At 71.0% G+C, this 22,538-nt stretch carries 23 protein-coding genes and 1 pseudogene; 11 read left to right on the top strand and 13 right to left on the bottom strand.

Going from position 1 to position 22,538, the window contains the following annotated elements:
* Positions 1 to 384 precede the first annotated feature (384 nt).
* Together R2B38_RS15310 and R2B38_RS15315 are read right to left on the bottom strand one after the other, a co-directional pair.
* Entirely contained in the window at positions 385 to 912 is a 528-nt protein-coding gene (locus tag R2B38_RS15310) for an ATP-binding protein (protein ID WP_033284380.1), read from the bottom strand.
* A 252-nt stretch (positions 913 to 1,164) separates the two neighbouring features.
* The gene (locus R2B38_RS15315) at positions 1,165 to 1,542 is read right to left on the bottom strand and encodes an STAS domain-containing protein (RefSeq protein WP_318016726.1); all 378 of its coding nucleotides are present in this window, start codon (positions 1,540 to 1,542) and stop codon (positions 1,165 to 1,167) included.
* A 324-nt stretch (positions 1,543 to 1,866) separates the two neighbouring features.
* Here R2B38_RS15315 and R2B38_RS15320 point away from each other — a divergent pair, with 324 nt between their 5' ends.
* The 3 genes from R2B38_RS15320 to R2B38_RS15330 all read left to right on the top strand — a co-directional run bounded on the left by R2B38_RS15320 (position 1,867) and on the right by R2B38_RS15330 (position 5,394).
* Positions 1,867 to 2,748, top strand: a complete 882-nt coding sequence (locus R2B38_RS15320) for an RNA polymerase sigma factor SigF (RefSeq protein ID WP_033284378.1) — start codon at positions 1,867 to 1,869, stop codon at positions 2,746 to 2,748.
* A 211-nt stretch (positions 2,749 to 2,959) separates the two neighbouring features.
* Entirely contained in the window at positions 2,960 to 4,465 is a 1,506-nt protein-coding gene (locus R2B38_RS15325) for an RICIN domain-containing protein (protein ID WP_318016727.1), read from the top strand.
* A 110-nt stretch (positions 4,466 to 4,575) separates the two neighbouring features.
* On the top strand, positions 4,576 to 5,394 hold the full coding sequence (locus tag R2B38_RS15330; protein ID WP_318016728.1) for a DUF5995 family protein: 819 nt from the start codon (positions 4,576 to 4,578) through the stop codon (positions 5,392 to 5,394).
* A 24-nt stretch (positions 5,395 to 5,418) separates the two neighbouring features.
* Here the strand turns inward: R2B38_RS15330 and R2B38_RS15335 are convergent, their stop codons facing one another.
* The 3 genes from R2B38_RS15335 to R2B38_RS15345 are packed head-to-tail and all read right to left on the bottom strand — an operon-like array spanning position 5,419 to position 7,014.
* Complete coding sequence (locus tag R2B38_RS15335; protein ID WP_318016729.1) at positions 5,419 to 5,679, bottom strand: hypothetical protein; 261 nt, start codon at positions 5,677 to 5,679, stop codon at positions 5,419 to 5,421.
* Positions 5,680 to 5,682: 3 nt separating this feature from the next.
* Entirely contained in the window at positions 5,683 to 6,558 is an 876-nt protein-coding gene (locus tag R2B38_RS15340) for a hypothetical protein (protein WP_318016730.1), read from the bottom strand.
* A 42-nt stretch (positions 6,559 to 6,600) separates the two neighbouring features.
* A complete protein-coding gene (locus R2B38_RS15345) occupies positions 6,601 to 7,014 on the bottom strand; it encodes an ATP-binding protein (protein ID WP_318016731.1) in 414 nt (137 codons plus the stop codon).
* A gap of 214 nt (positions 7,015 to 7,228) precedes the next feature.
* On the opposite strand from R2B38_RS15345, the gene R2B38_RS15350 reads away from it, so the two are divergent.
* Genes R2B38_RS15350 through R2B38_RS15360 form a run of 3 tightly spaced genes read left to right on the top strand, consistent with a single transcriptional unit; the run spans position 7,229 to position 8,532 of the window.
* A complete protein-coding gene (locus R2B38_RS15350) occupies positions 7,229 to 8,080 on the top strand; it encodes a helix-turn-helix transcriptional regulator (protein ID WP_318016732.1) in 852 nt (283 codons plus the stop codon).
* Positions 8,081 to 8,088: 8 nt separating this feature from the next.
* Positions 8,089 to 8,292, top strand: a complete 204-nt coding sequence (locus tag R2B38_RS15355; protein ID WP_318016733.1) for a DUF397 domain-containing protein — start codon at positions 8,089 to 8,091, stop codon at positions 8,290 to 8,292.
* A 36-nt stretch (positions 8,293 to 8,328) separates the two neighbouring features.
* Positions 8,329 to 8,532 (top strand): DUF397 domain-containing protein, encoded by a 204-nt coding sequence (locus R2B38_RS15360; RefSeq protein ID WP_318016734.1) that lies wholly within the window; start codon positions 8,329 to 8,331, stop codon positions 8,530 to 8,532.
* On the opposite strand, the gene R2B38_RS15365 is transcribed toward R2B38_RS15360, so the two are convergent.
* From R2B38_RS15365 to hutU, 5 genes and pseudogenes are all read right to left on the bottom strand, one after another.
* Positions 8,519 to 9,355 carry a CehA/McbA family metallohydrolase gene (locus R2B38_RS15365; RefSeq protein ID WP_318016735.1) on the bottom strand — a complete coding sequence of 279 codons (837 nt, stop codon included), beginning with the start codon at positions 9,353 to 9,355 and terminating at the stop codon, positions 8,519 to 8,521. The two genes, R2B38_RS15360 and R2B38_RS15365, sit on opposite strands and share 14 nt — an antisense overlap.
* A 141-nt stretch (positions 9,356 to 9,496) precedes the next feature.
* A complete protein-coding gene (gene hutI / locus R2B38_RS15370) occupies positions 9,497 to 10,687 on the bottom strand; it encodes an imidazolonepropionase (protein WP_318021687.1) in 1,191 nt (396 codons plus the stop codon).
* A 24-nt stretch (positions 10,688 to 10,711) separates the two neighbouring features.
* Positions 10,712 to 12,055, bottom strand: a pseudogene (locus R2B38_RS15375) (formimidoylglutamate deiminase); the annotation flags it as partial.
* Positions 12,052 to 13,266 carry an allantoate amidohydrolase gene (locus tag R2B38_RS15380; protein WP_318021688.1) on the bottom strand — a complete coding sequence of 405 codons (1,215 nt, stop codon included), beginning with the start codon at positions 13,264 to 13,266 and terminating at the stop codon, positions 12,052 to 12,054. The gene R2B38_RS15380 and the pseudogene R2B38_RS15375, both read right to left, overlap by 4 nt.
* A gap of 197 nt (positions 13,267 to 13,463) precedes the next feature.
* Positions 13,464 to 15,128 (bottom strand): urocanate hydratase, encoded by a 1,665-nt coding sequence (gene hutU / locus R2B38_RS15385; RefSeq protein WP_318016736.1) that lies wholly within the window; start codon positions 15,126 to 15,128, stop codon positions 13,464 to 13,466.
* Positions 15,129 to 15,277: 149 nt separating this feature from the next.
* Between hutU and R2B38_RS15390 the strand changes: the two genes are divergently transcribed.
* The 5 genes from R2B38_RS15390 to R2B38_RS15410 all read left to right on the top strand — a co-directional run bounded on the left by R2B38_RS15390 (position 15,278) and on the right by R2B38_RS15410 (position 19,078).
* Positions 15,278 to 16,720, top strand: coding sequence for a diaminopimelate decarboxylase (locus R2B38_RS15390; protein WP_318016737.1), 1,443 nt, complete (start codon positions 15,278 to 15,280; stop codon positions 16,718 to 16,720).
* A gap of 183 nt (positions 16,721 to 16,903) precedes the next feature.
* A complete protein-coding gene (locus R2B38_RS15395) occupies positions 16,904 to 17,302 on the top strand; it encodes a hypothetical protein (RefSeq protein WP_033284367.1) in 399 nt (132 codons plus the stop codon).
* Positions 17,299 to 18,117 (top strand): transcriptional regulator, encoded by an 819-nt coding sequence (locus R2B38_RS15400; RefSeq protein ID WP_318016738.1) that lies wholly within the window; start codon positions 17,299 to 17,301, stop codon positions 18,115 to 18,117. Before R2B38_RS15395 ends, R2B38_RS15400 begins: the two co-directional genes overlap by 4 nt.
* A 34-nt stretch (positions 18,118 to 18,151) precedes the next feature.
* A complete protein-coding gene (locus tag R2B38_RS15405; protein ID WP_318016739.1) occupies positions 18,152 to 18,682 on the top strand; it encodes a roadblock/LC7 domain-containing protein in 531 nt (176 codons plus the stop codon).
* Positions 18,683 to 18,703: 21 nt separating this feature from the next.
* On the top strand, positions 18,704 to 19,078 hold the full coding sequence (locus R2B38_RS15410; protein WP_033284364.1) for a hypothetical protein: 375 nt from the start codon (positions 18,704 to 18,706) through the stop codon (positions 19,076 to 19,078).
* Between the two features lie 11 nt (positions 19,079 to 19,089).
* Here R2B38_RS15410 and R2B38_RS15415 read toward each other — a convergent pair whose 3' ends face one another.
* From R2B38_RS15415 to R2B38_RS15425, 3 genes are all read right to left on the bottom strand, one after another.
* Positions 19,090 to 19,683, bottom strand: a complete 594-nt coding sequence (locus tag R2B38_RS15415) for a hypothetical protein (protein WP_318016740.1) — start codon at positions 19,681 to 19,683, stop codon at positions 19,090 to 19,092.
* A 210-nt stretch (positions 19,684 to 19,893) separates the two neighbouring features.
* Entirely contained in the window at positions 19,894 to 20,784 is an 891-nt protein-coding gene (locus tag R2B38_RS15420; protein ID WP_318021689.1) for a MurR/RpiR family transcriptional regulator, read from the bottom strand.
* 38 nt (positions 20,785 to 20,822) lie between these two features.
* Entirely contained in the window at positions 20,823 to 22,415 is a 1,593-nt protein-coding gene (locus R2B38_RS15425; protein ID WP_318016741.1) for an aromatic amino acid ammonia-lyase, read from the bottom strand.
* Positions 22,416 to 22,538: the final 123 nt, after the last annotated feature.

A 22,538-nucleotide genomic window follows, 5' to 3' on the forward strand; every position in this document is an offset into this window, starting at 1 on the left:
TCGGCCGGGGCACAAGAATCGCCCCGGGGGTGATCCCTCGGGGCGTGGGCGAGAGGGTGCTCGCGGTGCCACCACGCCTTCACCGGTCGCGGGCCGCACGGCCGTGGAAACGGTCGCGTACCGCCGTAGAACGGTCTCGTTCTGGCCCGGTGACGGGGGCCGGCCGGCGGGGCATGGGGCCTGCCGGGGCGGCGGGCCGTTCCTCCCCGCGCTCGGGAGGGGATTCGCCCGGGGTGCGAGGCCGCCTTCACAGCGCCGGCGGCTCTCTCGGCTCGCGGGACCCGGGGTACTCGTCTCCGTCAGCGCGTTGAGACGAGCGTAAGGCCGGGTCCGGGGGCGGGGAAACGAATTTCGCGGCCCCTGGATCAGCCCCGTGCGGGCGGGCTAGGCGGGGGCGCCCAGCTCCGCCCATACCGTCTTGCCGGTGACTCCCGGGGCGCGGACGACGCCCCAGTCCAGGCAGAGCCGCTGCACGATGAACATGCCGTGGCCGCCGGGGCGGCCCGCGCGGTGCGGGGTTCTGGGGGCGGGCTGGCCCGTGCCGCGGTCGGAGACCTCGACCCGGATCACCTTGTTCTCGCAGGTGATCCACATCTCGTCCGGGCCTTCGGCGTGCAGACAGGCGTTGGTGACCAGCTCGGAGACGACGAGGAGCACGTCCTCGGCGGCCGCGCGCCGGTCGGCGCCCTCGGCGGGCAGCCAGCCCCAGGCGTACAGGGCCTGGCGGGCGAAGTCGCGGGCCAGCGGTACGACCCCGCTCTCGCCCGCGAAACTGAGCCTGCGGGTGTCCCGGCCCGCGGCCGGTTCGGCGTCGTCCCCGACGGACGGCACGGAAGCGCCTCCGGCGGGCGCCTCCGCGGCGCCACCGGACTCCGGGCGGTCGCCCGGCGGGTAGGGCCGGGTGGTGCTCATCAGCGCTTCACCTCACCGATTCACCGGTTCACGATTCAAGAGTCGGTACGTGTTCAAGAGTCAGTCAGTACGAGTTGCAGGAGTCAGTCAGTACGTGTTCAGAAGTCAGTACGTGGATCAGGAGCGATCTGGTCGCTCGGGTCTCGACAGGTTCAGATGTTCTCCTGCCCGAGCGAACCGGCAAAACACCCCTTACTCGGCACGGAAGACGAGGCACGGGGAATCCGCCGGTCACGCGGGGGAGAACAGGGCTCAGCCGGACTCGTCGGCGAGGGCGGCCCCGAGGGTGTCGTGGACGGTGAAGACCGCTTCCGCCCCGGTGATCTCGAACACACGCGCCACCGCGGGCTTCATCGCCGCGAGGTGCACTCCGCCACCTGCGGCTTCCGCCTTCAGGCGCGCGCCGAGCAGTACGTTCAGGCCCGTGGAGTCACAGAACTCCAGCCGTGAGCAGTCCACGACGAGCCGTGCGTACCCATGGGCGAGCAGGTCCTCCAGCGGTTCCCGCAACAGATCGGCGGTGTGGTGGTCCAACTCACCCGCCGGCGTCACGACTGCACTGAGGCCCTGTTTCCGCACCTCGACCAGAAGCCGGCCAGACTGTGCGCTGCCGACCGTCCCGCGGTCCATGCCGTCTCTCTCTCCCGAGGTCGTGGCTGTTGACGTTCGCCCTGGAACACTACGCCTTCCTCACACTCTCTGACACCCGAACAACCGCCCGTAAAGGGACATATGGGTACACAGTGCACTTGCGGCGGGCTCCGGAAAACGGGTAGGGCTAGGAGAGACAAGTATTTGGACATTCGATACGACGGACAAGTCCGGCAACCGACCGGATCCCGCCCCGACTGTCGAAACGACCGCCCGACCGACACGACCGGCTTTGGAGGCGCCGCACTCCGCAGTGCACGCACCGGCTTCGGCAGCCATATGCCGAGAACGATGGAGGACGCCATGTCACCCCGGCTCGACGCATCGCCTACCCCGACAGCGACGTCGACACCCCCACCGGCACAACTGGATCCCAATGCCATCGAGGGGCTCCCCGAGATCCCCCCGTACGACGAGATCGGCGCCGTAGACGCGCGGGCGCTCTCCAAGACCCTCTTCGAGCGGCTGGAATCGCTCGAGGAAGGCACGCACGAGTACTCGTACGTCCGCAACACCCTCGTCGAGCTCAACCTCGCGCTGGTCAAGTTCGCCGCCTCCCGGTTCCGCTCGCGCAGCGAACCCATGGAGGACATCATCCAGGTCGGCACCATCGGCCTGATCAAGGCGATCGACCGTTTCGAACTCAGTCGCGGCGTCGAGTTCCCCACCTTCGCGATGCCAACCATCGTCGGTGAGATCAAGCGCTTCTTCCGCGACACCTCGTGGTCCGTGCGCGTCCCGCGCCGGCTCCAGGAACTCCGGCTCGACCTGGCCAAGGCCGGCGACGAACTGGCCCAGCAACTCGACCGCGCCCCCACGGTGGCCGAGTTGGCGGAGCGCCTGAAGATCTCCAAGGAGGAGGTCGTCGAGGGCATGGCGGCGTCGAACGCCTACACGGCGAGTTCACTCGACGCCCAGCCCGAGGAGGACGACTCCGAGGGCGCCCTCGCGGACCGCATCGGCTACGAGGACCACGGACTCGAAGGCATCGAGTACGTCGAGTCGTTGAAGCCGCTGATCGCCGAACTCCCGTCCCGGGACCGGCAGATCCTCTCCCTGCGCTTCGTCGCCAACATGACGCAGTCGGAGATCGGCGACGAGCTGGGCATCTCGCAGATGCATGTGTCGCGGCTGCTGTCGCGGACGCTGGTGCGGCTGCGGAAGGGACTGACGGTCGAGGAGTAGTCCCCGCAGTCCCCCCTCCGGCCGGGTCCGCCCCGCCTGCTGAGCGCGGCGCGCGCAGGTGCGCCGCGCTCAGGCGTTCCCCGGCCCGGGCCCCGACCTCGGCATTACCGGGTTACCCACAGAAACCTCTTTCCCCAGCGGTCCCCTTCCACCACTATGGTCACCCGACAAACTGGCTGGTACGTCAGCAAGGGTGCGAGGAGGCGGGTGGATGGCTGGCTCGGACGAGTACGGCGACGCGCTCACCCGCGCCTCCGACGCGCGGCTGACCGATCTGCTGCGCGCCGACACGGCCACGCTCTACCCGGCCCTCCAGGAACTCCGCACCCGGCACCAGCCGTCCGTGCTCTCCTACGCCCGCCTGTGCACGACGAGCGAGTCGGCGGCACGGCAGCTGGCGGCACAGGCGTTCACCCTCGCGGCCCGCGAGACGGCACGCGGCGTGGACCCGTCCGTCCCCTGGCGGCACCAACTCCTGCTGCTGACCGGGCGGGTGGCCGCGGAATGGTCCCGGGACGACCGCTCGACCGGCCTCGACGCCGGCTTCCTCCTGCTCCTGAACACGACGGACCCGGCACCCGCCATGCTCCCGGCGTTCCTCTCGCTCCCCTCCCGGACCCAGGGCCTGGTCTGGTACGGCGTCGTCGACCGGGAACCGGAGACCGTGACCGCCGCCCTCCTCGGCCTCACCCGCGAGGACGTCGTCCACGGCACCGGACCGGCCCTCCAGTCCATGGCCCAGGCCTGCCTGAAGTCCCGCCTGGCCGCCTCCGACGACCCGCGCTGCGGTGACTTCCGGCGCCTGATCGAGGAGTCGGTACGCCCCGACAGCCCCCGCGACAGCGCCGACCTGCACGCGCACATGGCGCAGTGCGTCCACTGCACGGGCGCGTACGAGGAACTGACGGCGCTGCGGGACGCGCCGCGGGCGACGCTGGCGGAGGGGCTGTTGGCGTGGGCGGGGGCGTCGTACGCGATGCGGGACCGCGAGGAGGCGAGGGGCAACGCCCTCGGGACTCCGGCGAGTTGGGCGAGTTGGGCACCTTCGCGGCGTCGGCTGGTGCTGGCGTCGGCGGCGCTGGGGGTGGCGTTGGTGCCGCTGCTGTTCTTTCTGCTGCGGCCGGGCGGGGGGACGTCGCGTCCGGGCGCGGCGGCGGGGACGGTGGCGGTCGTCCCGTCGGGTCCGTCCGAGGTGACGGTGACGGCGACGGTCCCGGTGACCCCCTCGACGACTCCCTCCAAGTCACCGTCCCCGACGAGGAGTTCGCCGAAGCCGACGCGCTCGGCAAGCCCCACTCCCTCTCCCGCCACTCACGCGCCCAACGGCACGTACGCCCAGGTCGTGAACGTCTCCACGGGCCGCTGCCTGGACATCCGCGACGGCGACCTGACGAAGGGCACGGATGTGATCACGGCCCCCTGTTCCTCGTCCGACACTCAGCTGTGGCGCGTCGACTCCGGGCGCGGGGTGGTGCAGTCGTCCGCCGACTCCGACCTGTGCCTGGACAGCCGGGGGTCCGTGGACAAGGGCGTCGGCATCTGGGAGTGCGATTCGGTGGACGGGAGCCACGGCGACAACCTGCGGTTCACGGTGGACGCGGACGGGGTGATCCGCCCGGCGATCGCGATCCTGACGGGCATGGCGCCGGACGGGGAGGAGGGGGTGTCACTGGTGCCGCTGAGCGGGGGTGCGGAGCAGCGGTGGCGGGCGGGGTGAAGTGGGGTCCCGTCGGCCGGGTGTGGGTGTGAGTGTGAGCCGTACCGGAGCTGTCATTTTCGGTGAGACTGAGCAGTCCGAACTGTGGCTCCGCCAAAGGGGAGTTGGGCATGGCTGCACAGGCACAGACACAGGCACAGGCACAGGCACAGAACATCGACGAGGTCGTGGACGGGCTGGCGGGGATCGTGCGGGAGGCGACGGATGCCGGTGACCGGGTCGGGTACTTCGCGGCGCTGTACCGGCAGGTGACCGTCGAGATCCGTAAGGCCATCCACGCCGGGCAGTTCGAGGACGGCCCCCGGATGGACCGTTTCGACACGCTCTTCGGCAACCGTTATTTCGCCGCGTACGACGCCTGGCGCCGCGACCGGAGCGGGCCGCGCTGCTGGCGCGAGACGTTCGGGCTGCTCTCCGATGCCGACACGGTGATCGTCCAGCACCTCATCCTCGGCGTGAACGCCCACATCAACCTCGACCTGGCCGTAGCCGCCGCACGGACGAGCCCCGGCGAGGACATCCACGCGCTCCAGCACGACTTCCTGCTGATCAACGACATCCTCGCGGGGGTGGTGCTGGTGCTGGAGGACTCGGTGGGCGCCGTATCGCCTCTCCTGTCCCTGCTCGACAAGGTCGGGGGCCGCACGGACGAGGAGATCCTGGACTTCAGCGTCGTCCAGTCCCGGCAGGAGGCCTGGTACAACGCGGTGCTGCTGGCGGGTCAGACGGAGGCGGAACGTGAGGCCACCATCGAGCGGCTTGATGTGCGGGCTGCGGTGCTGGCGCGGTTGATCGCACGGCCGGGGCTTCTTGTGCGGCCCGCGCTGGAGTTGATCCGAGGGACGGAGAGTGGGGACGTGGGGGCCGTCATCGCGCATCTGGACGGGGCGATGGAGCGGGCGTCCGCCGGGCGGGGGGCGACGGGGTGAGGCCCAGCGGATCAACCCTCGGCTTCAGGACCCCTCGGTGAACAACTCCCGTGCGTCGGCGACCTCATGGGAGCGGTCGAACCAGGTGCCGAGTTCGTCGAGGTCGGTGGAGGCGAGGATGCGGTCGCGGACGGGGTCGGGGACGTCGATCTGACGTCTGCCGAGGATTCGTAGAACGATCTCCGCTCGCGCCTGAGCCCGACCCTCCTGCCGGCCCTCCTGCCGGCCCTCCTCGCGCATCTGCTCCGCCAGGGGATGCCGCCAGAAGTAGTGGATGTTGCGCACGGTTCAGCCGCCGTCGCCCAACAGGTCAACCGCGTCGGTCACCTCTTGGGCGCGGTCCAGCCAAGTGCCGAGTTCGTCCAGGTCGGTGGAGGCGAGGATGCGGTCGCGGACGCTGTCGGGGACGTCGATCTGACGCCGTTGGAGGGTGCGCAGAATGGCCGCCGACCACCCCTCGGCACGCCCCTCCTCCCGCACCTGCTCCGCCAGCGGGTGCCGCCAGAAGTACTGGATCGCCGTCATCAGGTCCCTCCACATCTGCTGGGCCTGGCGGTCTGCCAGGCATGAGTCGACGAACTGCACGAAGACCGCGGCACTGTCCGGGTCGATGGTCCGCAGGGCGGTTGCCAGGTTCTCCAGTATGGCGGCGGCCTGCGGTCCCTTGCCATGTGTCATCGCCGAAAGCACCGCAAGGGGCACGTCGCGTTCGGCCTCGCGTTCGTCCACGATCACCGGGACGTTGTCCGGGCCCAGGACGAAGGGGCGCACCGTCAGCGAGGGGCATCCGCGTACCCCGAGATGGATGGGCTCCGCCGCCCAGCGTGCCGTGGCGTGGCTCTGGGTGATGACGATGAGCACGGGCTCGCAGTGGTACTTCTCGTGCAGGTAGCTGAGGTAGTACGGCCAGCTGCCGCGTTTCCTGTCGTCCGGCTTGCCCTGCGATTCGACGACCAGGAGGTAGGCCCCGTCGTCGGTCTCCGCCCGGAGCAACGTGTCCACGCGTTTCTCGACCGGTTCGATCTCGGTGAGGTCCACGTTCATGGCGGCGAACTCACGCGGTTCCGGGAAGGGGATCTGTAACACGCTCTGCAGGGCGCGGGTCAGAAGCGCGGGGTCCTTCTGGAAGATCCGGTGCAGCGCTTCGTGCGACGAGCTGACCATCAACTCTCCTTTCTGTCCGATCTGTTCGGGGTGATCAACGATCTAGGCGGCGTCCAGGTCACACCACACGTACTTGCCGCGCCGCCCGTTCCTGGACAACGGCTGCCACCCCCAGGAGTCGGCGCAGGCCCGCACCAACGCGAGCCCTCTCCCCGCCTCGGCGTCCAGGAGGTTCTCCAACTGGCCCGGCGGTTCGGGTGGTTCGGGGTCCGCGTCCCATGCCCCGACCCTCAGCACCCCCGCCGACCAACGCACCCGGAGCATCACCGGCCCCTTCGTGTGGAGTACGGCGTTGGCCACCAGCTCCGTCGCGAGGAGTTCGGCGGTGTCCACGACCCGGATGAGGCCGTGGGCGGTGAGGACGAGGCGCAGGGTGCGGCGGCAGACGGTCACGGCACGGCGATCGTGTGGGACGGAGAGGGAGTACTCCCAGGGTTCTGGCTCGGTTTCGGGCATGGGTCAGCTCCGGGTGAGGCGGGGTGGGGTGGTTGATGGGACACGGGCGGTGGCTTGCCGCAGCCGTCATGGCAGGACGGAGTGGTGCGCTTCCGCAGCGTGCACGTCGCATCACCGACGGTATTTCCTAAGATTAGGAAGGCGCAAGTGGTTGCCGTATTCTGACCCTCGAACGAGCTACGAGCACAGGGCAGTTGAGACGAGGAGGTGCCGGTTGCCGCCGAAGAGGCATCTCACGGCCCGCAGGCTGCGACTCGGCGCTGAACTGCGCAAACTACGCGAGGCGACGGGCATGAAAGCCCGGGAAGCCGCAGCGCTGCTCGGGGCCGACGGCGTCCAGATGAGCCAGATCGAGTCCGGCGTCGCAGGCGTGAGCGCCGAACGTGTCCGCCGCCTGGCAGCCCACTACGCCTGCACGGACGAGGCGTTGATCGAAGCCCTGATCACCCTCGCGACCGACCGCACGCGGGGGTGGTGGGAGGAGTACCGGGGCGTGCTTCCCCCTGTCTTCCTGGACACGGCCGAGGTCGAACACCACGCGACGTTCCTGCGCGAGGTGGTGATCACCCACGTGCCGGGCCTCCTGCAGACGCCCGAGTACGCACGCGCCGTGTACACGTACATGGTCCCCGGCCTGCCCGAGGCCGAGTTGGCCCCTCGGGTTGAGCACCGGATGACCCGGCGCACTGTCATCGAGGGCGAGAATCCGACCCCGTACGAGACCCTGATCCACGAGTTCGCCCTGCGCATCCGCGTGGCCGACCGGCAGACGTCCCATTCTCAACTCCGCCGGATCCTCGACCAGATCGAGCAGGGCCACGCAACCGTCCGCGTCATCCCCACCGACCAGGACGGGTTCGCCGGTGCCGGCGCCTCGATGATGTACGCGGGCGGCCCGGTACCCCGCCTGGACACGGGCCTGCGTGACGCGCCTACCGGTACCGCGTTCATCGACGCGGAACCCCAACTGGCTCAGCTTCGAACGCTCTTCCGTAAGGTGGAGAAGGCGGCGCTGGACCCCGTGACATCCCGGGACTTCATCCACCGCCTGACGAAGGAGTTGTGAGGCACACCATGGACCACGTTCTCCACTGGCAGAAGTCCACCTTCTCCGATGGCGGCGACGGCAACACCTGCGTAGAAATCGCCTCCACCTCCACCGCCCTCCACCTCCGCGAGAGCGACAGCCCCGACACCCAACTCACCACCACGCCTGCCCCGTTGACCCACCTCATACACGGCATCAAGTCCGGGCATCCGTTCCACCCCGCCGCCTGACCAACGGCACCCGGCACAGGAACCGTGAGGACCCCCATGCCCCAGCCCAGGCACTGGCAGAAGTCCACCTTCTCGGGTGGCGGCGAAGGCAACACCTGCGTAGAAATCGCCGCCACCTCACCCACCGCCCTCCACCTCCGCGAAAGCGACACCCCCAACACCGAACTCACCACCACGCCCGCCCCGTTGACCCACCTCATACGGGGCATCAAGTCAGGCCAGTACCTCAACCCAGGATGATCGGGTTGCTCAGGGCCGCCATGTCCCCTCCGGGGTGCCGCACTTCAACCCGGATGAACGCCGAGTCCACCGCGTCGACGCTCCACTCCACCTCGCCCACCCCCGCACCCGGCAACGAAGCGACGTGCGCCATCCCCCGCCCGGTGTGAAAACTGACCGTCCCTGAAGGCACGCCGCTCACGCGCACCCGTGCCATCGCCGGTTCATCGCCGTGCTCCAACTGCCCGCCGATCAGGACCCGTTGAGCACCCGCAGAGACCTCGAACGACAACTCCACGGCAGCAGACCCGGCGATCCAACTCCGCCCGGCACGGATCCCGGCGAGCACCGCGTCCGTAGTCAGCTCCTCGGCCTGGACGACGGTGTGCGGGACGCCGATCTGGCCCGACAGGTGGGCGTCGCTGTTGCCCATCGCCGGGCGCCAACCGCCCCGGCGCCGGATGTCCGCCGCAAGCCCCCGTCCCCACTCCGCCAACGCCGCCTCGTTGTCCGCCTGCCAGGGCAGGCCCGAACTCCACGGGCCGTTCCAGACCTCGACCACGTCGAACCCCTCGTACGGGTACAGGAACGTGCCCGAGTCGTACGGCGCGTGCGGATGCGCCACCACGCACAGCCCACCACCGCGATGGACTTCGTCGAGATGGCGGCCGACCACCTGCCCCGGTCGCACCCCCAGCGCGAGCCAGTGGCCGGTTCTGGTCGTGACCTCCTGGCCCAGGATCACCAGGAAGTCGTCGCCGGCGTACCGGCCCCAAGTGGCGTGCGTGTCCGCGTTGTCGTGCTCGCGAGGTGTTCCGGTGTCAGCTCGCCGCCGTGCGAGCACGTCGAGTGCACGTGACAGTCGCCGCGGTACCAACCGTTTTCGCTATCGGCCACTCGCTCCCGGTTCCTCACCGCCCCGCCCTGCACCCTCTGGACGCTGGGGTCTTTTCTAACCAGTCACAGCGCACCGCAGTGGTTAGATTTAGCCCCGGCTTCCAGCAACCACCCGCGTTCCCCGCCGCCACACCTCAGTCACCAACGGCACCCCCGGCCGATACGCCAAATGCACATGGCTGGGCGCGTCCAGCAGGATCAGGTCGGCCCTCGCGCCCGCCGTGATGCGGCCCACGTCGTCCCGGCGCAGTGCCGCCGCGCCGCCCGCCGTGGCCGCCCACACCGCCTCGTCCGGGGTCATCCCCATGTCCCGTACCGCCAGCGCGATGCAGAAGGGGACGGAGGACGTGAAGGACGAACCCGGGTTGCAGTCGGTCGACAGGGCGACCGTGACGCCCGCGTCCAGGAGGCGGCGTGCGTCCGGCCATTCCGCGCGGGTCGAGAACTCGGCGCCGGGGAGCAGAGTAGCGACCGTCGCGCCGCTCGCCAGGGCGTCCACGTCCGCGTCCGTGAGGTGGGTGCAGTGGTCCGCGCTCGCCGCGTCCAGTTCTACGGCGAGTTGGACGCCTGGGCCGTACGAGAGCTGGTTGGCGTGGATGCGGGGGTGCAGGCCCTTCGCCCGCCCCGCCGTCAGGATCGCGCGCGCCTGGTCGCCGTCGAACGCGCCCTTCTCGCAGAACACGTCGATCCAACGGGCGTGCGGGGCACAGGCGTCGAGCATCTCGCCGGTGACCAGGGACACGTAGGCCGCGGGGTCGTCGGCGTAGTCCGGGGAGACGATGTGTGCGCCGAGGTACGTCACCTCCTCCGTGTGCGCGGCGGCGATCCGGAGCGCGCGGGACTCGTCGGCGACCGTCAGGCCGTAGCCCGACTTCGTCTCGAAGGTGGTGGTGCCCTGGCGGAGGGCCTCGGTCAGGTAACGCGTGAGGTTCGCCTCCAGTTCCGCGTCGCTCGCCGCGCGCGTCGCCGCGACCGTCGTACGGATGCCGCCCGCGCTGTACGCCCGCCCGGACATCCGCGCGTTGAACTCCTGCGTGCGGTCGCCGGCGAAGACGAGGTGCGAGTGGGAGTCCACGAAGCCGGGCAGGACCGCCCGCCCACCGGCGTCGACCCGGTTGTCAGTGGCGGGTGCTTTGCTTGATTCACCGGTCCACGCGATGCGGTCGCCGTCGATGACGACGGCCGCGTCCTGGATCAGACCGAGGGAAGAGCCATCACCCAGGGAGGGGTCGTTGGTGACGAGTGTGGCGACGTTGGTGATGACGGTGCTGCTGCTCATCGTGTCCTCGTGGGTGGTTGTCAGGGCCCGCAGGGCTTCGACTGCCTGCGCGAGCGCTTGCGGCACATCGGGTACGAGCGCGTGCGCCCCGTCGCGTACGACGTGCCGACCGCCCACGACCGTGTGCCGTACGTCCGCTGCCGTCGCCGCGAATACGGCCGTCTCGGCGCCGAGCCTGGGCACCGGGCCCGCCGTTCTGACCGAGTCGAGCGCGATGGTCGTGAAGTCCGCGAGGGCGCCCGGTTCGAGGGTGCCCGCCTCGGGCCAGCCCAGGGCCGCGTGGCCGTCCGCCGAGGCCGCGCGGAGCAGGGCCGCCGCCGTCCAGTGACCCCGCGTGCGGGTGCGCAGGCGTTCGTTCAGCTCCATCGCGCGGGCCTCTTCGAGGAGGTCGATGACCGCGTGGCTGTCGGAGCCCAGGGAGAGCGGGGAGCCGGCTCGTTGGAGGGCGACCGCGGGGCCGATGCCGTCGGCCAGGTCCCGTTCCGTCGTCGGGCACATGCAGGTGCCCGTCCCGGTGGAGCCCAGCAGCGCGATGTCCTCGTCCGTGAGGTGGGTGTTGTGGACGCCGGTGGTGCGGGGGCCCAACACCCCGTGCTCGGCGAGGAGTTGGGTCGGGGTGCAGTCGTGGGCCGTGCGGCAGGCGTCGTTCTCGGCGGTCTGCTCGGACAGGTGGACGTGGAGCGGGGCCCGGCGCTCCTCGGCCCAGCCTGCCACCGTCGCCAACTCCCGTGCGGGGACCGCCCGTACGGAGTGGATCGCGGCACCGATCCTCGCGTGATCCCGTTCCTTGAGAAGTGAAGAGCGTTCCGCCCAGGCTTCCGCGCTTCCGTCGGAGAAGCGGAGCTGGTGGCGGTTGGGGGGCTGTCCGAAGCCGGAGGAGAGGTAGGCGGTGTCGAGGAGGGTGATGCGGACACCGGCTTCGGAGGCGGCGGCGACGAGGGCCTCGCCCATGGCGTTGGGGTCGGCGTACGGGGTGCCGCCGTGGGCGTGGTGCACGTAGTGGAACTCGCCGACCGCCGTGATCCCGGCCAGTGCCATCTCGGCGTACACCGCGCGGGCGAGGGCGTGGTAGGTGTCCGGGGTCAGCTGGTCGGCGAAGGAGTACATGAGCTCCCGCCAGGTCCAGAAGGTGCCGGAGCCGACCTGGACGGTGCCGCGCAGGGCGCGGTGGAAGGCGTGGCTGTGGGCGTTGGCGAGGCCGGGGAGGGTGAGGCCCCGGAGGATCTCGGCGCCCGGGGGTGGAGCATCAACTCCCGTGCGGACGGCGGTGATTCGGCCGTCCGTCACCTCCAGGGCGACGCCCGGCTCGACGTTGGTGTCGAGCCAGGCGTGTTCCAGCCAGTACGTCCGCGTGGTGGGGTGCGTCACCTGCAGGCCAGCCCTTCCAGTACGTCGGCGAGTGCGGTCACCCCGGCCACGCAGTCGTCCTCGGCCGCGAACTCGGCCGGGGAGTGCGAGACGCCCGTGGGATTGCGCACGAACAGCATGGCGGTCGGGATGCTCCCGGAGAGGATTCCGGCGTCGTGTCCGGCACCGGTGCCCAGGACGGGGACGGTCAGCTCCGTCTCCTTCCCCTTCCCCTTCCCCAGGACTCGGGCGAGTTCGTCGCGCAGGGCGTGGTCGAACTCGACGACCGGGGTGAAGGACTCCCGGACGATGTCGAGGTCGATGCCGTGCGCCTCGGCGTACTCGCGGGCCGCCTTCTCCACGCCGGTGACCACCGTGTCGAGGGTCTCCTGGTCGGCGGCGCGGGAGTCCAGCCAGCCGCGCACCAGGGAGGGGATCGCGTTGACGCCGTTCGGCTCCACGGCGATCTTCCCGAACGTGGCGACGGCGCCCGCGAGTTGGGCCTCGCGGCGGGCGGCGAGCACGGTCTCGGCGTACGACAGCATGGGGTCCCGCCGGTCCACCAGCCGCGTCGTACCGGCGTGGTTGGCCTCGCCCCGGAAGTCGAACCGCCAGCGTCCGTGCGGCCAGATCGCGCTGGCGATGCCGACCCGGTCGCCGGAGAGGTCCAGCGCGCGGCCCTGTTCCACGTGGAGTTCGACGAACGCGCCGATACGGGCCAGCCGTTCGGGGTCGGGGCCGATGGCGTCGGCGTCGTAACCGGCGGCCGCCATGGCCTGCGGCAGCGTGACCCCGTCGCCGTCGGTCAGCCGGTGCGCCTGCTCGACGGTGAGCTGCCCGGCGGTCAGCCGCGACCCGACACAGGCGAGCCCGAAGCGGGCGCCCTCCTCGTCCCCGAAGTTCACGATGGCGAGCGGCCTGGTGAACTCCGCTCCCCTGCACCGGAGTTCGTCGAGCGCGGCGAAGGACGACACGACACCCAGGGGGCCGTCGAAGGCCCCACCGTCCGGCACCGAGTCGAGATGCGAGCCGGTGACGACAGCGTCCCCGGCGGCGGGGTCGCCGAGCCAGGCCCACTGGTTGCCGTTGCGGTCGAGTTCGTAGGTCAGGCCGCGTGACTTGGCCTGCTCCTCGAACCAGGCCCGGCACTCGGCATCGGCACCGGTCCAGGCGTAGCGACGGTAGCCGTGAGAGTCGGGGTGTCGGCCGATGGGGAGCAACTCGCGCCACATCTCGTGGAAGGAGCTGCCGGCAGCCAGGGGCCGCGGACGATCGTCACCGACCACCGGCCGCAAACTGCCGTCACCCGCCACAGGCCGTGGGCAGTCGTTCCGCAGGGCGGAACGGGTGGGCACGGCCGGACCCGCGGTCGGCGACGAACCCTCCACCCCCACCGAGGAGTTGCCGCCCCGCTCATCTCCCGGAAGGGTCACGCGTCGTCACCCTCGCGCATGGGAACCCGCACGCCCCGCTCGTCCGCGACCCGCTCCGCGATGTCGTAGCCCGCGTCCACGTGCCGGATGACGCCCATGCCGGGGTCGTTGGTCAGGACGCGGCGGATCTTCTCGCCGGCGAGCTTCGTACCGTCGGCCACGGAGACCTGGCCCGCGTGGATGGAGCGGCCCATGCCGACGCCGCCGCCGTGGTGGATGGAGACCCAGGACGCGCCCGACGCCACGTTGACCATCGCGTTCAGCAGCGGCCAGTCGGCGATCGCGTCGGAGCCGTCGAGCATGGCCTCGGTCTCGCGGTACGGGGAGGCGACGGAGCCGCAGTCGAGGTGGTCGCGGCCGATGGCCAGCGGGGCCGCCAACTCGCCGGAGGCCACCATGTCGTTGAAGCGCTCACCGGCCTTGTCGCGCTCGCCGTAGCCGAGCCAGCAGATGCGGGCCGGGAGGCCCTGGAAGTGGACGCGCTCGCCGGCCAGCTTGATCCAGCGGTGGAGGGACTCGTTCTCCGGGAAGAGGTCGAGGATCGCCTTGTCCGTCTTGTGGATGTCGGACGCCTCGCCGGACAGGGCGGCCCAGCGGAAGGGGCCCTTGCCCTCGGAGAAGAGGGGGCGGATGTAGGCGGGGACGAAGCCGGGGAAGGCGAACGCCCGCTCGTACCCGGCGAGTTGGGCCTCGCCGCGGATCGAATTGCCGTAGTCGAAGACCTCGGCACCCGCGTCCATGAAGCCGACCATCGCCTCGACGTGCCGCGCCATGGACTCACGGGCGCGGGTGGTGAAGCCCGCCGGGTCCTTCGCGGCCTCGTCGGCCATGTCCTCGAAGGCCATGCCCACCGGGAGGTAGGCGAGGGGGTCGTGGGCCGAGGTCTGGTCGGTCACGATGTCGATGGGAGCGCCCTCGGCGAGCATCTGCGGGAGCAGCTCCGCCGCGTTGCCGAGGAGGCCGATGGAGAGCGGGCGGCGGGCGTCGCGGGCCTCGACGGCCAACTCCAGCGCGTGGCGCAGGTTGTCGGCCTTGACGTCCAGGTAACGGTGCTCGATGCGGCGTTCGATCGCGCGCGGGTCGACGTCGATGCAGATCGCGACGCCGTCGTTCATCGTGACCGCGAGGGGCTGCGCGCCGCCCATGCCGCCGAGGCCGGCGGTGAGGGTGATGGTTCCGGCGAGGGTGCCGTTGAACTTCTTCGCGGCGACGGCGGCGAAGGTCTCGTAGGTGCCCTGGAGGATGCCCTGGGTGCCGATGTAGATCCAGGAACCGGCGGTCATCTGGCCGTACATGGTGAGGCCGAGGGCCTCAAGGCGCCGGAACTCCTCCCAGTTGGCCCAGTCGCCGACCAGGTTGGAGTTGGCGATGAGGACGCGCGGCGCCCACTCGTGGGTCTGCATCACGCCGACCGGGCGGCCCGACTGGACGAGCATCGTCTCGTCCTGCTTCAGGGTGCGCAGGGTGCGGACCATGGCGTCGAAGGAGCGCCAGTCGCGGGCGGCCTTGCCGGTGCCGCCGTAGACGACGAGCTTGTCGGGGTGTTCGGCGACCTCGGGGTCCAGGTTGTTCTGCAGCATCCGCAGGGCGGCTTCCTGCTGCCATCCCAGGGCGCTCAGTTCCGTACCGCGGGGTGCTCGTACGGGGCGGGGTCCTGACATGGTCTGCCTCCTAGCGGACTGCGTTCAGCGGATCTCCTACTACAACTATTCACATCTTGGCTTCGTGAATAGAACTAGTCAATACATCAGAGCGTCTCTGTGGGCAGGCTCTGAGTGTTTGGCCGGATGTACCGACCATGGGCGACGACATGACGGGGGCTCCAGTGAACGACGGAAACCAGGGTCACACGGACGGCATCGATCCCGGCACGGATCCCCGCACCCATCCCCGCACCGACCCCCGCACCGAACGCACCGCCCGCCGGGACGAAGCCGTACAGGCCGCCGTGGAGCAGGGGCTGCTGCGGCCCGGCGCCCCGATCGCCGCCCTGCTGGACGTCACCGGCATCCGGGAGTCGGCGGCGGCGCTGCGCGCGGCGTTCGACGAGGTGACGGCGCCCGGGACCCCCGTACTGCACGCGTTCGCCGTGAAGGCGAGTCCGCTCGTGCCGGTGCTGCGGCTGCTGCACGAGGAGGGCATCGGCGCCGAGGTGGCGAGCCCGGGTGAACTGGCCCTCGCGCGGGCGGCGGGCGTACGGCCGGAGCGGACGGTGCTGGACGCGCCCGCGAAGACCCCGGCGGAGCTGCGGGAGGCGCTGGCGCTGGGGATCGCCGTGAACGCCGACAATCCGCAGGAGTTGGAGCGGATCGACGCGCTGATGCGGTCCGCCACCAGTCGCTCCCCGCTCGGGATCCGGGTCAATCCGCAGATCGGCGGCGGGTCGATCGCCGCGCTCTCCACGGCCACGGCGACCTCGAAGTTCGGGGTGGCGCTGCGGGACGAGGGGGCGCGGGAGTGGGTGGTGCGCGCCTACGCCGAGCGGCCGTGGCTGACCCGGCTGCACGCGCACACCGGGTCGCAGGGCATCCCGCTGGCGCTGCTGGCGCGGGGCGTCGCGGAGACGTACGAGCTGGCCGAGGAGATCAACTCCCGGCTCGGGCGGCCGCAGATCGACACGCTCGACATCGGCGGCGGCCTGGGGGTGAACTTCGGTTCGGACGCGACGACCCCGACCTACGCGCAGTACGCGCGGCTGCTCAAGGAAGCGGTCCCGGGGCTGTTCGACGGGCGGTACGGGCTGGTGACCGAGTTCGGGCGGTCGATGCTGGCCAAGCAGGGCACGGTGGTGGCCCGGGTCGAGTACGCGAAGAGTGCCGGCGGGCGGCCGATCGCGATCACGCACGCGGGCGTGCAGGTGGCGACGCGGACGGTGTACGCGCCGCAGTCCTGGCCGCTGCGGATCGCCGCCTACGACGGGAAGGGGCGGCCCAAGTCGGGGGCGGACGTGGTGCAGGACGTCGCCGGACCCGCGTGCTTCGCGGGGGATCTGCTGGCCGAGGGACAGGCCCTGCCCCTGCTGGAGCAGGGTGACTACGCGGCCGCGCTGGACACCGGGGCGTACTACTTCGCGGCGCACTACGCCTACAACTCCCTTGCCCGGCCCGGCATTTACGGCTTCGTGCGGGACGGCTCCGGGGGCGTGTCGTTCGCGACCGTGCGGAAGCCGCAGACGGTCGCGGAGATCGTGGCCGAATCCGGCGGGGCGCATGCCGCCGCGCTCACCACCCTGCGGACGCCCGGGCGCCGTTGACGCACGCCCGTGCGAGCAGGGTTCAACTGACCCATGCAACTCGTGTGAAAACGGGGTCAGTTGACCCACCTTAGTCACTCGGGTGCATGTTCCACTGGAAAATGCCAGATCCCTCACCCCTCGGCCACACGGTGCGTAGCTTCGTCGTCACTCAGCCGAACCGCAGGCGGGAGGGGAGCCACGGTGCCCGGAATCGACGAGTGCTTACTGGAGGCCATGCGACTGCCCGGTGCCCGGGGCGCCGCGCTGGTCGACTGGACGAGCGGGCTGGCCCTGGGCGTCGTAGGAGAGTCACCCGGGGGTGACCAGGAGGCCAGTGCCGCCGAGGCCGCCGAGCTGGCGCGGCTCGCCGCGGAGCACCGGGCGTTCGCGTCCGTCGGGGAGGACGGCGAGGCGGCCGGCGATCCTCCGCTGGAGGACCTGATCGTCAGCAACCGCGACAGCTATCACGTGCTGCGGTTCGTGCGGACGTCCTTCGACAGCAGTGTGTTCCTGCATCTGTGGCTGACCCGCGCGGAGGGCAATCTCGCGCTGGCCCGCATCCGGCTCGGCGAGATGGCCGGACGGCTGGTGCTGGGATGACCGCGGTCAAGGCCACACCCACCACCCCGCCGCCCCGGCTGCCCGTGCGGACCAAGTCCGATGCCGGCGACCGGGGTTGGGGCGGCGTCTCCCCGATGCTGACCCGGCTAGCCGCCGAGGAGGCCACCGGCGTCCTCGTCCGCGAGCGCGGCAGCCTGCACCTCGTCGACGGCCATGTCGTGCACGCCGAGAGCCCGTCCGCCCCCGGCCTCGACCTCCTCCTCACCGCGCACGGCACCCTGCGCACCGAGGCCTGGGAGGCCGCGGCCAAGGCGACCGACGACCGGCACGCCACGACCCGACTCCTGCTGGACGGCGGCCTGTTGAGCCCCGGCGCGCTGGAACTGTGCCATCTCGGGGCCCTGTACGACGCGGCGTACTTCGTGCTCGCGCCGAGCAGCACCCCGGGCCGTTTCCGCTACGGCGTCACGCATCCGCTCGGTTCCGTGCGGCCGGTTCCGGTGGCCGCACTGGAGCGCGAGACCCTGCGCCGCCGCGATCTGCTGCACCGGGTGTGGCCGGACGCGGCGACGGACGGCGCGCCGCTGGTGCGGGCCGACCCCGTCGCGCCGCCGCCGGTCACCGCCCGGCAGGCGGCGGTGCTGGCCCAGGTGGACGGCGTCCGGACGGCGCCGGACATCGCGCGGGCGCTGGGGAGGCGGGCGTACCCCACGCTGCTGGACGTCCGGCGGCTGGTGTCGGCGGGGCTCGTCTCGCCCCGCCCGCCCGCGCCCGCCGCCGCTCCCCTGCCCGACGTCACCGATCCCGACATCACCTTGCTGAAGAGGCTCAGAGATGCGCTGGAGGCCCTTTGAGTGGCAGCGAACACGCGCCGAGAGGAGAGAGCCGATGGCCTCCGAGGCAGAGATCCTCGACGAGCTGCGCCGGCTGAGAGCCCGCGTGCCCCAGCTGACCGGGGCACTGGCGGCGGGCGTCGACGGTCTCGTCCTGGCCCAGGACACCCCGGGCGTCGAGCCGGAACGGGTCGCCGCGCTCACCGTGACGGCGCTCGGCGTGGCCGTACGGATGGCGGACGCGACCGGGCAGGGCGACTTCCGCGAGCTGATCGTGCGCGGGGTCTACGGCTATGTCGCGACCTACGCGGCGGGCCGCGGCGCCGTGCTGACCGTGCTCGCCCAGGACCGCGTCCACGTCGGCCGGCTGCTGCTGGAGGGCCGCCGCGCCGGGGCCCGGATCGGCGAGCTGGTCGACGCCGAGGCGGCGGTCGCGGCCGCCGCCGAAGCCGCCGTGGCCGAGGAACGGACCGACCCTGCGCCGCCCGCCAAGGCGCCCCCGAAAACCACCACCGCACGAACGAGAACAGCGCGCGCACCACGCACCACCACAGGCACCAACGCGCGCACCACCACGGATAGTTGAACGGACCAAAGGAGCACTGTCATGGCCAACACCGAAACCTCCCTCAAAGAGGCGCTGACCTCCATCGAGGGCGCGACCGGGGTCGCGCTCGTCGACTACACCAGCGGTATGGCGCTCGGCACGATGGGCGGCAGCAAGACCTTCGACCTCGGCGTCGCCGCCGCCGGGAACACCGACGTCGTGCGCTCCAAGCTGCGCACGATGGAGCACCTCGGCCTGAAGGGCGAGATCGAGGACATCCTGATCACACTGTCCAGCCAGTACCACCTGATCCGCCTGCTCAAGGGCCGCGGCGGCAACGGCCTGTTCCTCTACCTGGTCCTGGACGCAGGCCGGGCCAACTTGGCCATGGCCAGGCACCAGTTGAAGAAGATCGAGGCGGACCTGGAGGTGTAGCCGAGCCCCGGCTACGCGAAGACGTCGCTACGGCGGCGCGCCCCGCCCGGGGTCGCGTCGCCCGCGGCGATACCGGTGGAGCGGTAGCCCTTGACCGGCTTTCCGGCGGGGGCGCCGTGCCGCTTGTCCAGCCAGTCGACGCGGATCCACAGCAGGGCGTCGTCGGCACGCTCGCGACGCCCCAGCCAGGCGGCCTTCAGCCGCAGCCCCGTCCCGGCACCGGCGAGCAGCATCCCGCCCGCCGCGGGCACGGCGAACCCACTGGCCAGCGCGAGGGCGAAGGCGAGGACGAGCCACCAGCGGTGCGCCCGACGCCAGTTCCGGGTGCTCACCGCACGGTCCTGGAGCACGTCGTGCTTCCCGGCCCGGGCGGCCCCGCGGGCCAGCGCGGTGTACCGCCGACGCCGCGCGTACGCCACCACGACCGCCGCGACGATGAACAGCGCGGCCCCGGCCATCACCCCGATCCGCCGCCCGGTGACACCGGGCAGCAGCACCCCGACACCCGCCGCCAGCACCCCGAACCACCACATCGGCGCGGCCCCGGCCCGCACGACGACAGCCACCCGGGCCAGCCCCTGAACTCTCCGATCTCCGCGCGCCACGTCCCGCCTCCTGGTCGTCCCGGCACAGTTCCGTAGTGCGGGGAGACTAGTGAGCGAACGTGAGACGAGTCTGAGAACTCAGCAGATGAGGCTCGGCAAGCGCAACCCCCCAGGGGCGCGGGGCTGTGACATCGGCGGCTCCGCCGCGGGGCGCGACCAGCCCCCACGCACCCGCACCCGACAATCCCGCCTAAGCCAGCCCAGAACTCGTCACTCCACGAACAACCCCCGCGCCGCCGCCCGCACGTCGAACTCCTCCAACCGCGCCTGCGCATCCGGCAAGTCGTCACACATCGCCTCCAGCAACACCCGCCCCAGCAGCATCGGCGCACACGCCGTGTCAAAGGCGAGGCCCGTCCCGACCGCGGCCGGAATCAGCAGATCGGACACCTTGGCAACAGGAGCGAACGCCGAGTCCGCGACGGTGACGACGGTCAGCCCCGTCTCCCTCGCGTACGCCAACGTGTCGACGACCTCACGCGGATGCCGCGGCAGCGCAAAGCACAGCAGGGCGCTGGCACCGGCCCGCACCGCCGCGTCGATCCGGTCATGGATCATCGTGCCGCCCTCGTTGAGCAGCCGTACGTCCGGATGGACCTTCGCGGCGAAGTACGCGAAGCCGTACGCCTGGGAGGCCGCCGCGCGCAGACCGAGCACGGGCAGCGGACGCGACGCGGCGAGCAGCCGGCCGGCCTTCGCGACCGGCCGGGGGTCGGCCAGTATCTCCGCGAGGTGCTTGAGGTTCTCGATCTCGGCCTCTACGGCCTGCTGGTACTCGTTGTACGACGCCGTGTCCGGGGCCGACTCGGAGGGCGCGACCTCGCGGAGGTGTTTGCGCAGCGCCGGGTAGCCGTCGAAGCCGAGGGCGACCGCGAAGCGGGTCACGGAGGGCTGGCTGACCCCGGCGAGTTCCGCGAGTTCGACGCTGGAGAGGAACGGCACGTCGGCCGCGCGGCGCACCATGCTGTGCGCGATACGCCGCTGGGTCGGTGTGAGCCGGTGCCCCTCGAAGAGCGCCTGCAGCCGGGCGGCCGGGCTGTCGGTCACACCCACACCCCTGTCCACGGCCGAGTCCACGCTCGCATCCGAACTCCCGCCCATGCTCCCGTCCGCACTCCCGTCCACACTCCTGTCCACGCTCATGACGCGCTCCCCCTCCAGATCTCCGTGAACCGGTCCAGCAGTCCCGCCGCCGCCGTCACATCGTCCGTGAGCGGCCGGTCCGCCGTCTCGTCGTCGAGCACCGATTCGGCCAGCTCCAGCGCGCGGCCGACCGGGAGTTCCGGGTCGGGCCGCAGCCCGCGCTGGCGCAACGCCCGTACGGCGGCGACGAGTTCGCAGCCGACGACGAGACGGTACGCGCGGCAGGCGCGCAGTGTCTGACGTGCGGCGAGCGAGGCGAAGCTGGCCTGTTCCTCGACGCCCCGGGAGAGTACAGCGTGCCCGAGCGAGGCGGGAGCGGAGAAGGCCCGCAGGTCGCCGAGGGCCGCCGCGGCGGCGTACTCCAGGATCATCACCCCGGAGGACGCGGCCTCGTTGTCCGCGAGGAACGGCTTGAGGCGGGTGAACCCGGGCTCGTTCAGCGAGGAGAGCCGGGACGTCGACAGCCGGGCCACCTGGGTGAGCGCGAGCCTGAAGTGGTCCAGGGCGAGGACGAGTTGGGCCTGGTAGAAGCCGCCGTGGTGGTAGGCGGTCATGTCCTCGGCGGAGATGAACGGGTTCTCGGCGGCCGCGTTGATCTCGATCGCCAGCACCTCCTCCAACGCGTCCGCCGCGTCGTGCGCGGGACCGTGGATCTGCGGCAGACACCGGAACCCGTACGGGTCCTGGATCCGCCCGAGCGGAGGGGTGGGCCGGTCGGCGGCCCCGATCAACTCCCGCATCCGCCGCGCGACTTCGGTCGACCCCCGATGCGGCCGAGCGGCATGCACAGGCGCGGCATACGGCTCGTGCGACCCGTCCACAGCAAGCAACGACAACGCCCCGACGACCTGCGTCGCCCCGATGAGCCCCCTCAACTCGTGCAGAGCGAGGGCGGATTGGCCGAGAGTGAGGGCGTTGCTGCTGATCATCGCCAACGCGTCGTTGTTGTCCAGGGGTTGGGGCTCGGGAACGCCCACAAGACCGGGCACGCCCACACGACCGGGAACGCCGACACGACCGGGACCACCAGAGAGACCGGGATCGCCGAAGACACTCCGCCAAGGATGCTCCCCCACCAACGCCAGCCCCACCTGAGCCAGCGCCGCGATGTCCCCCGTCCCCACCGACCCGAACTCGTTGACGACCGGATACACCCCGTTCTCCAGCGCCTCGCACAACGCCGTGACAACAGTCGGCCGGAGCCCCGCACCCCCCGCCAGCAACTGGTTCGCGCGGACGGCGAGCATCGCCCGCACCTCCCGCGCCGGAAGCTCGTCGCCGATCGCGCCGGCGTGACTGCGGAGGAGCCGCAGGCCGTGCTCCGCCGCCGCCTCCGTGGGCACGTCCTCGTTCCGGTTCGCGCCCACGCCGGTCGAGCGGCCGTAGACGCGGCCGGTCGCGGCGATCTGGCGGGCCGCGTCCCAGGACTCGGTCGCGCGCTTCATCGCATCGGTGCCGGGGACCGGGCGGGCGTCCCCGTCGGCGAGGCGTACGACGTCGGTGACCCCGAAGCCGACCCCGTCGAGGACGACCAGATCGGTGCCGCCGGACAGCGCCACATCAGAGGCGTCCGCAATCTGAGACGACATAAAGTGACGAACTCCCCTCAATTAGGACACTCGATCTTGCCTGCCGGGCATCCGTTACCTCGGATTAACGCGGAGACATTGACAAACTATTCAGACACCGAGAACTCTGCATGACGTTATACA

Origin of the sequence: Streptomyces sp. N50, from assembly GCF_033335955.1 — a bacterium.
Taxonomy (GTDB): Bacteria; Actinomycetota; Actinomycetes; order Streptomycetales; family Streptomycetaceae; genus Streptomyces.

Excerpts from the sequence above, each read along its gene's own strand:
- R2B38_RS15310 (WP_033284380.1), bottom strand. The coding sequence starts at position 912 with ATGAGCACCACCCGGCCCTACCCGCCGGGCGACCGCCCGGAGTCCGGT.
- R2B38_RS15315 (WP_318016726.1), bottom strand. The coding sequence starts at position 1,542 with ATGGACCGCGGGACGGTCGGCAGCGCACAGTCTGGCCGGCTTCTGGTC.
- R2B38_RS15320 (WP_033284378.1), top strand. The coding sequence starts at position 1,867 with ATGTCACCCCGGCTCGACGCATCGCCTACCCCGACAGCGACGTCGACA.
- R2B38_RS15325 (WP_318016727.1), top strand. The coding sequence starts at position 2,960 with ATGGCTGGCTCGGACGAGTACGGCGACGCGCTCACCCGCGCCTCCGAC.
- R2B38_RS15330 (WP_318016728.1), top strand. The coding sequence starts at position 4,576 with ATGGCTGCACAGGCACAGACACAGGCACAGGCACAGGCACAGAACATC.
- R2B38_RS15340 (WP_318016730.1), bottom strand. The coding sequence starts at position 6,558 with ATGGTCAGCTCGTCGCACGAAGCGCTGCACCGGATCTTCCAGAAGGAC.
- R2B38_RS15345 (WP_318016731.1), bottom strand. The coding sequence starts at position 7,014 with ATGCCCGAAACCGAGCCAGAACCCTGGGAGTACTCCCTCTCCGTCCCA.
- R2B38_RS15355 (WP_318016733.1), top strand. The coding sequence starts at position 8,089 with ATGGACCACGTTCTCCACTGGCAGAAGTCCACCTTCTCCGATGGCGGC.
- R2B38_RS15360 (WP_318016734.1), top strand. The coding sequence starts at position 8,329 with ATGCCCCAGCCCAGGCACTGGCAGAAGTCCACCTTCTCGGGTGGCGGC.
- hutI (WP_318021687.1), bottom strand. The coding sequence starts at position 10,687 with ATGAGCAGCAGCACCGTCATCACCAACGTCGCCACACTCGTCACCAAC.
- R2B38_RS15380 (WP_318021688.1), bottom strand. The coding sequence starts at position 13,266 with ATGTGGCGCGAGTTGCTCCCCATCGGCCGACACCCCGACTCTCACGGC.
- hutU (WP_318016736.1), bottom strand. The coding sequence starts at position 15,128 with ATGTCAGGACCCCGCCCCGTACGAGCACCCCGCGGTACGGAACTGAGC.
- R2B38_RS15390 (WP_318016737.1), top strand. The coding sequence starts at position 15,278 with ATGACGGGGGCTCCAGTGAACGACGGAAACCAGGGTCACACGGACGGC.
- R2B38_RS15400 (WP_318016738.1), top strand. The coding sequence starts at position 17,299 with ATGACCGCGGTCAAGGCCACACCCACCACCCCGCCGCCCCGGCTGCCC.
- R2B38_RS15405 (WP_318016739.1), top strand. The coding sequence starts at position 18,152 with ATGGCCTCCGAGGCAGAGATCCTCGACGAGCTGCGCCGGCTGAGAGCC.
- R2B38_RS15410 (WP_033284364.1), top strand. The coding sequence starts at position 18,704 with ATGGCCAACACCGAAACCTCCCTCAAAGAGGCGCTGACCTCCATCGAG.
- R2B38_RS15420 (WP_318021689.1), bottom strand. The coding sequence starts at position 20,784 with ATGGGCGGGAGTTCGGATGCGAGCGTGGACTCGGCCGTGGACAGGGGT.
- R2B38_RS15425 (WP_318016741.1), bottom strand. The coding sequence starts at position 22,415 with ATGTCGTCTCAGATTGCGGACGCCTCTGATGTGGCGCTGTCCGGCGGC.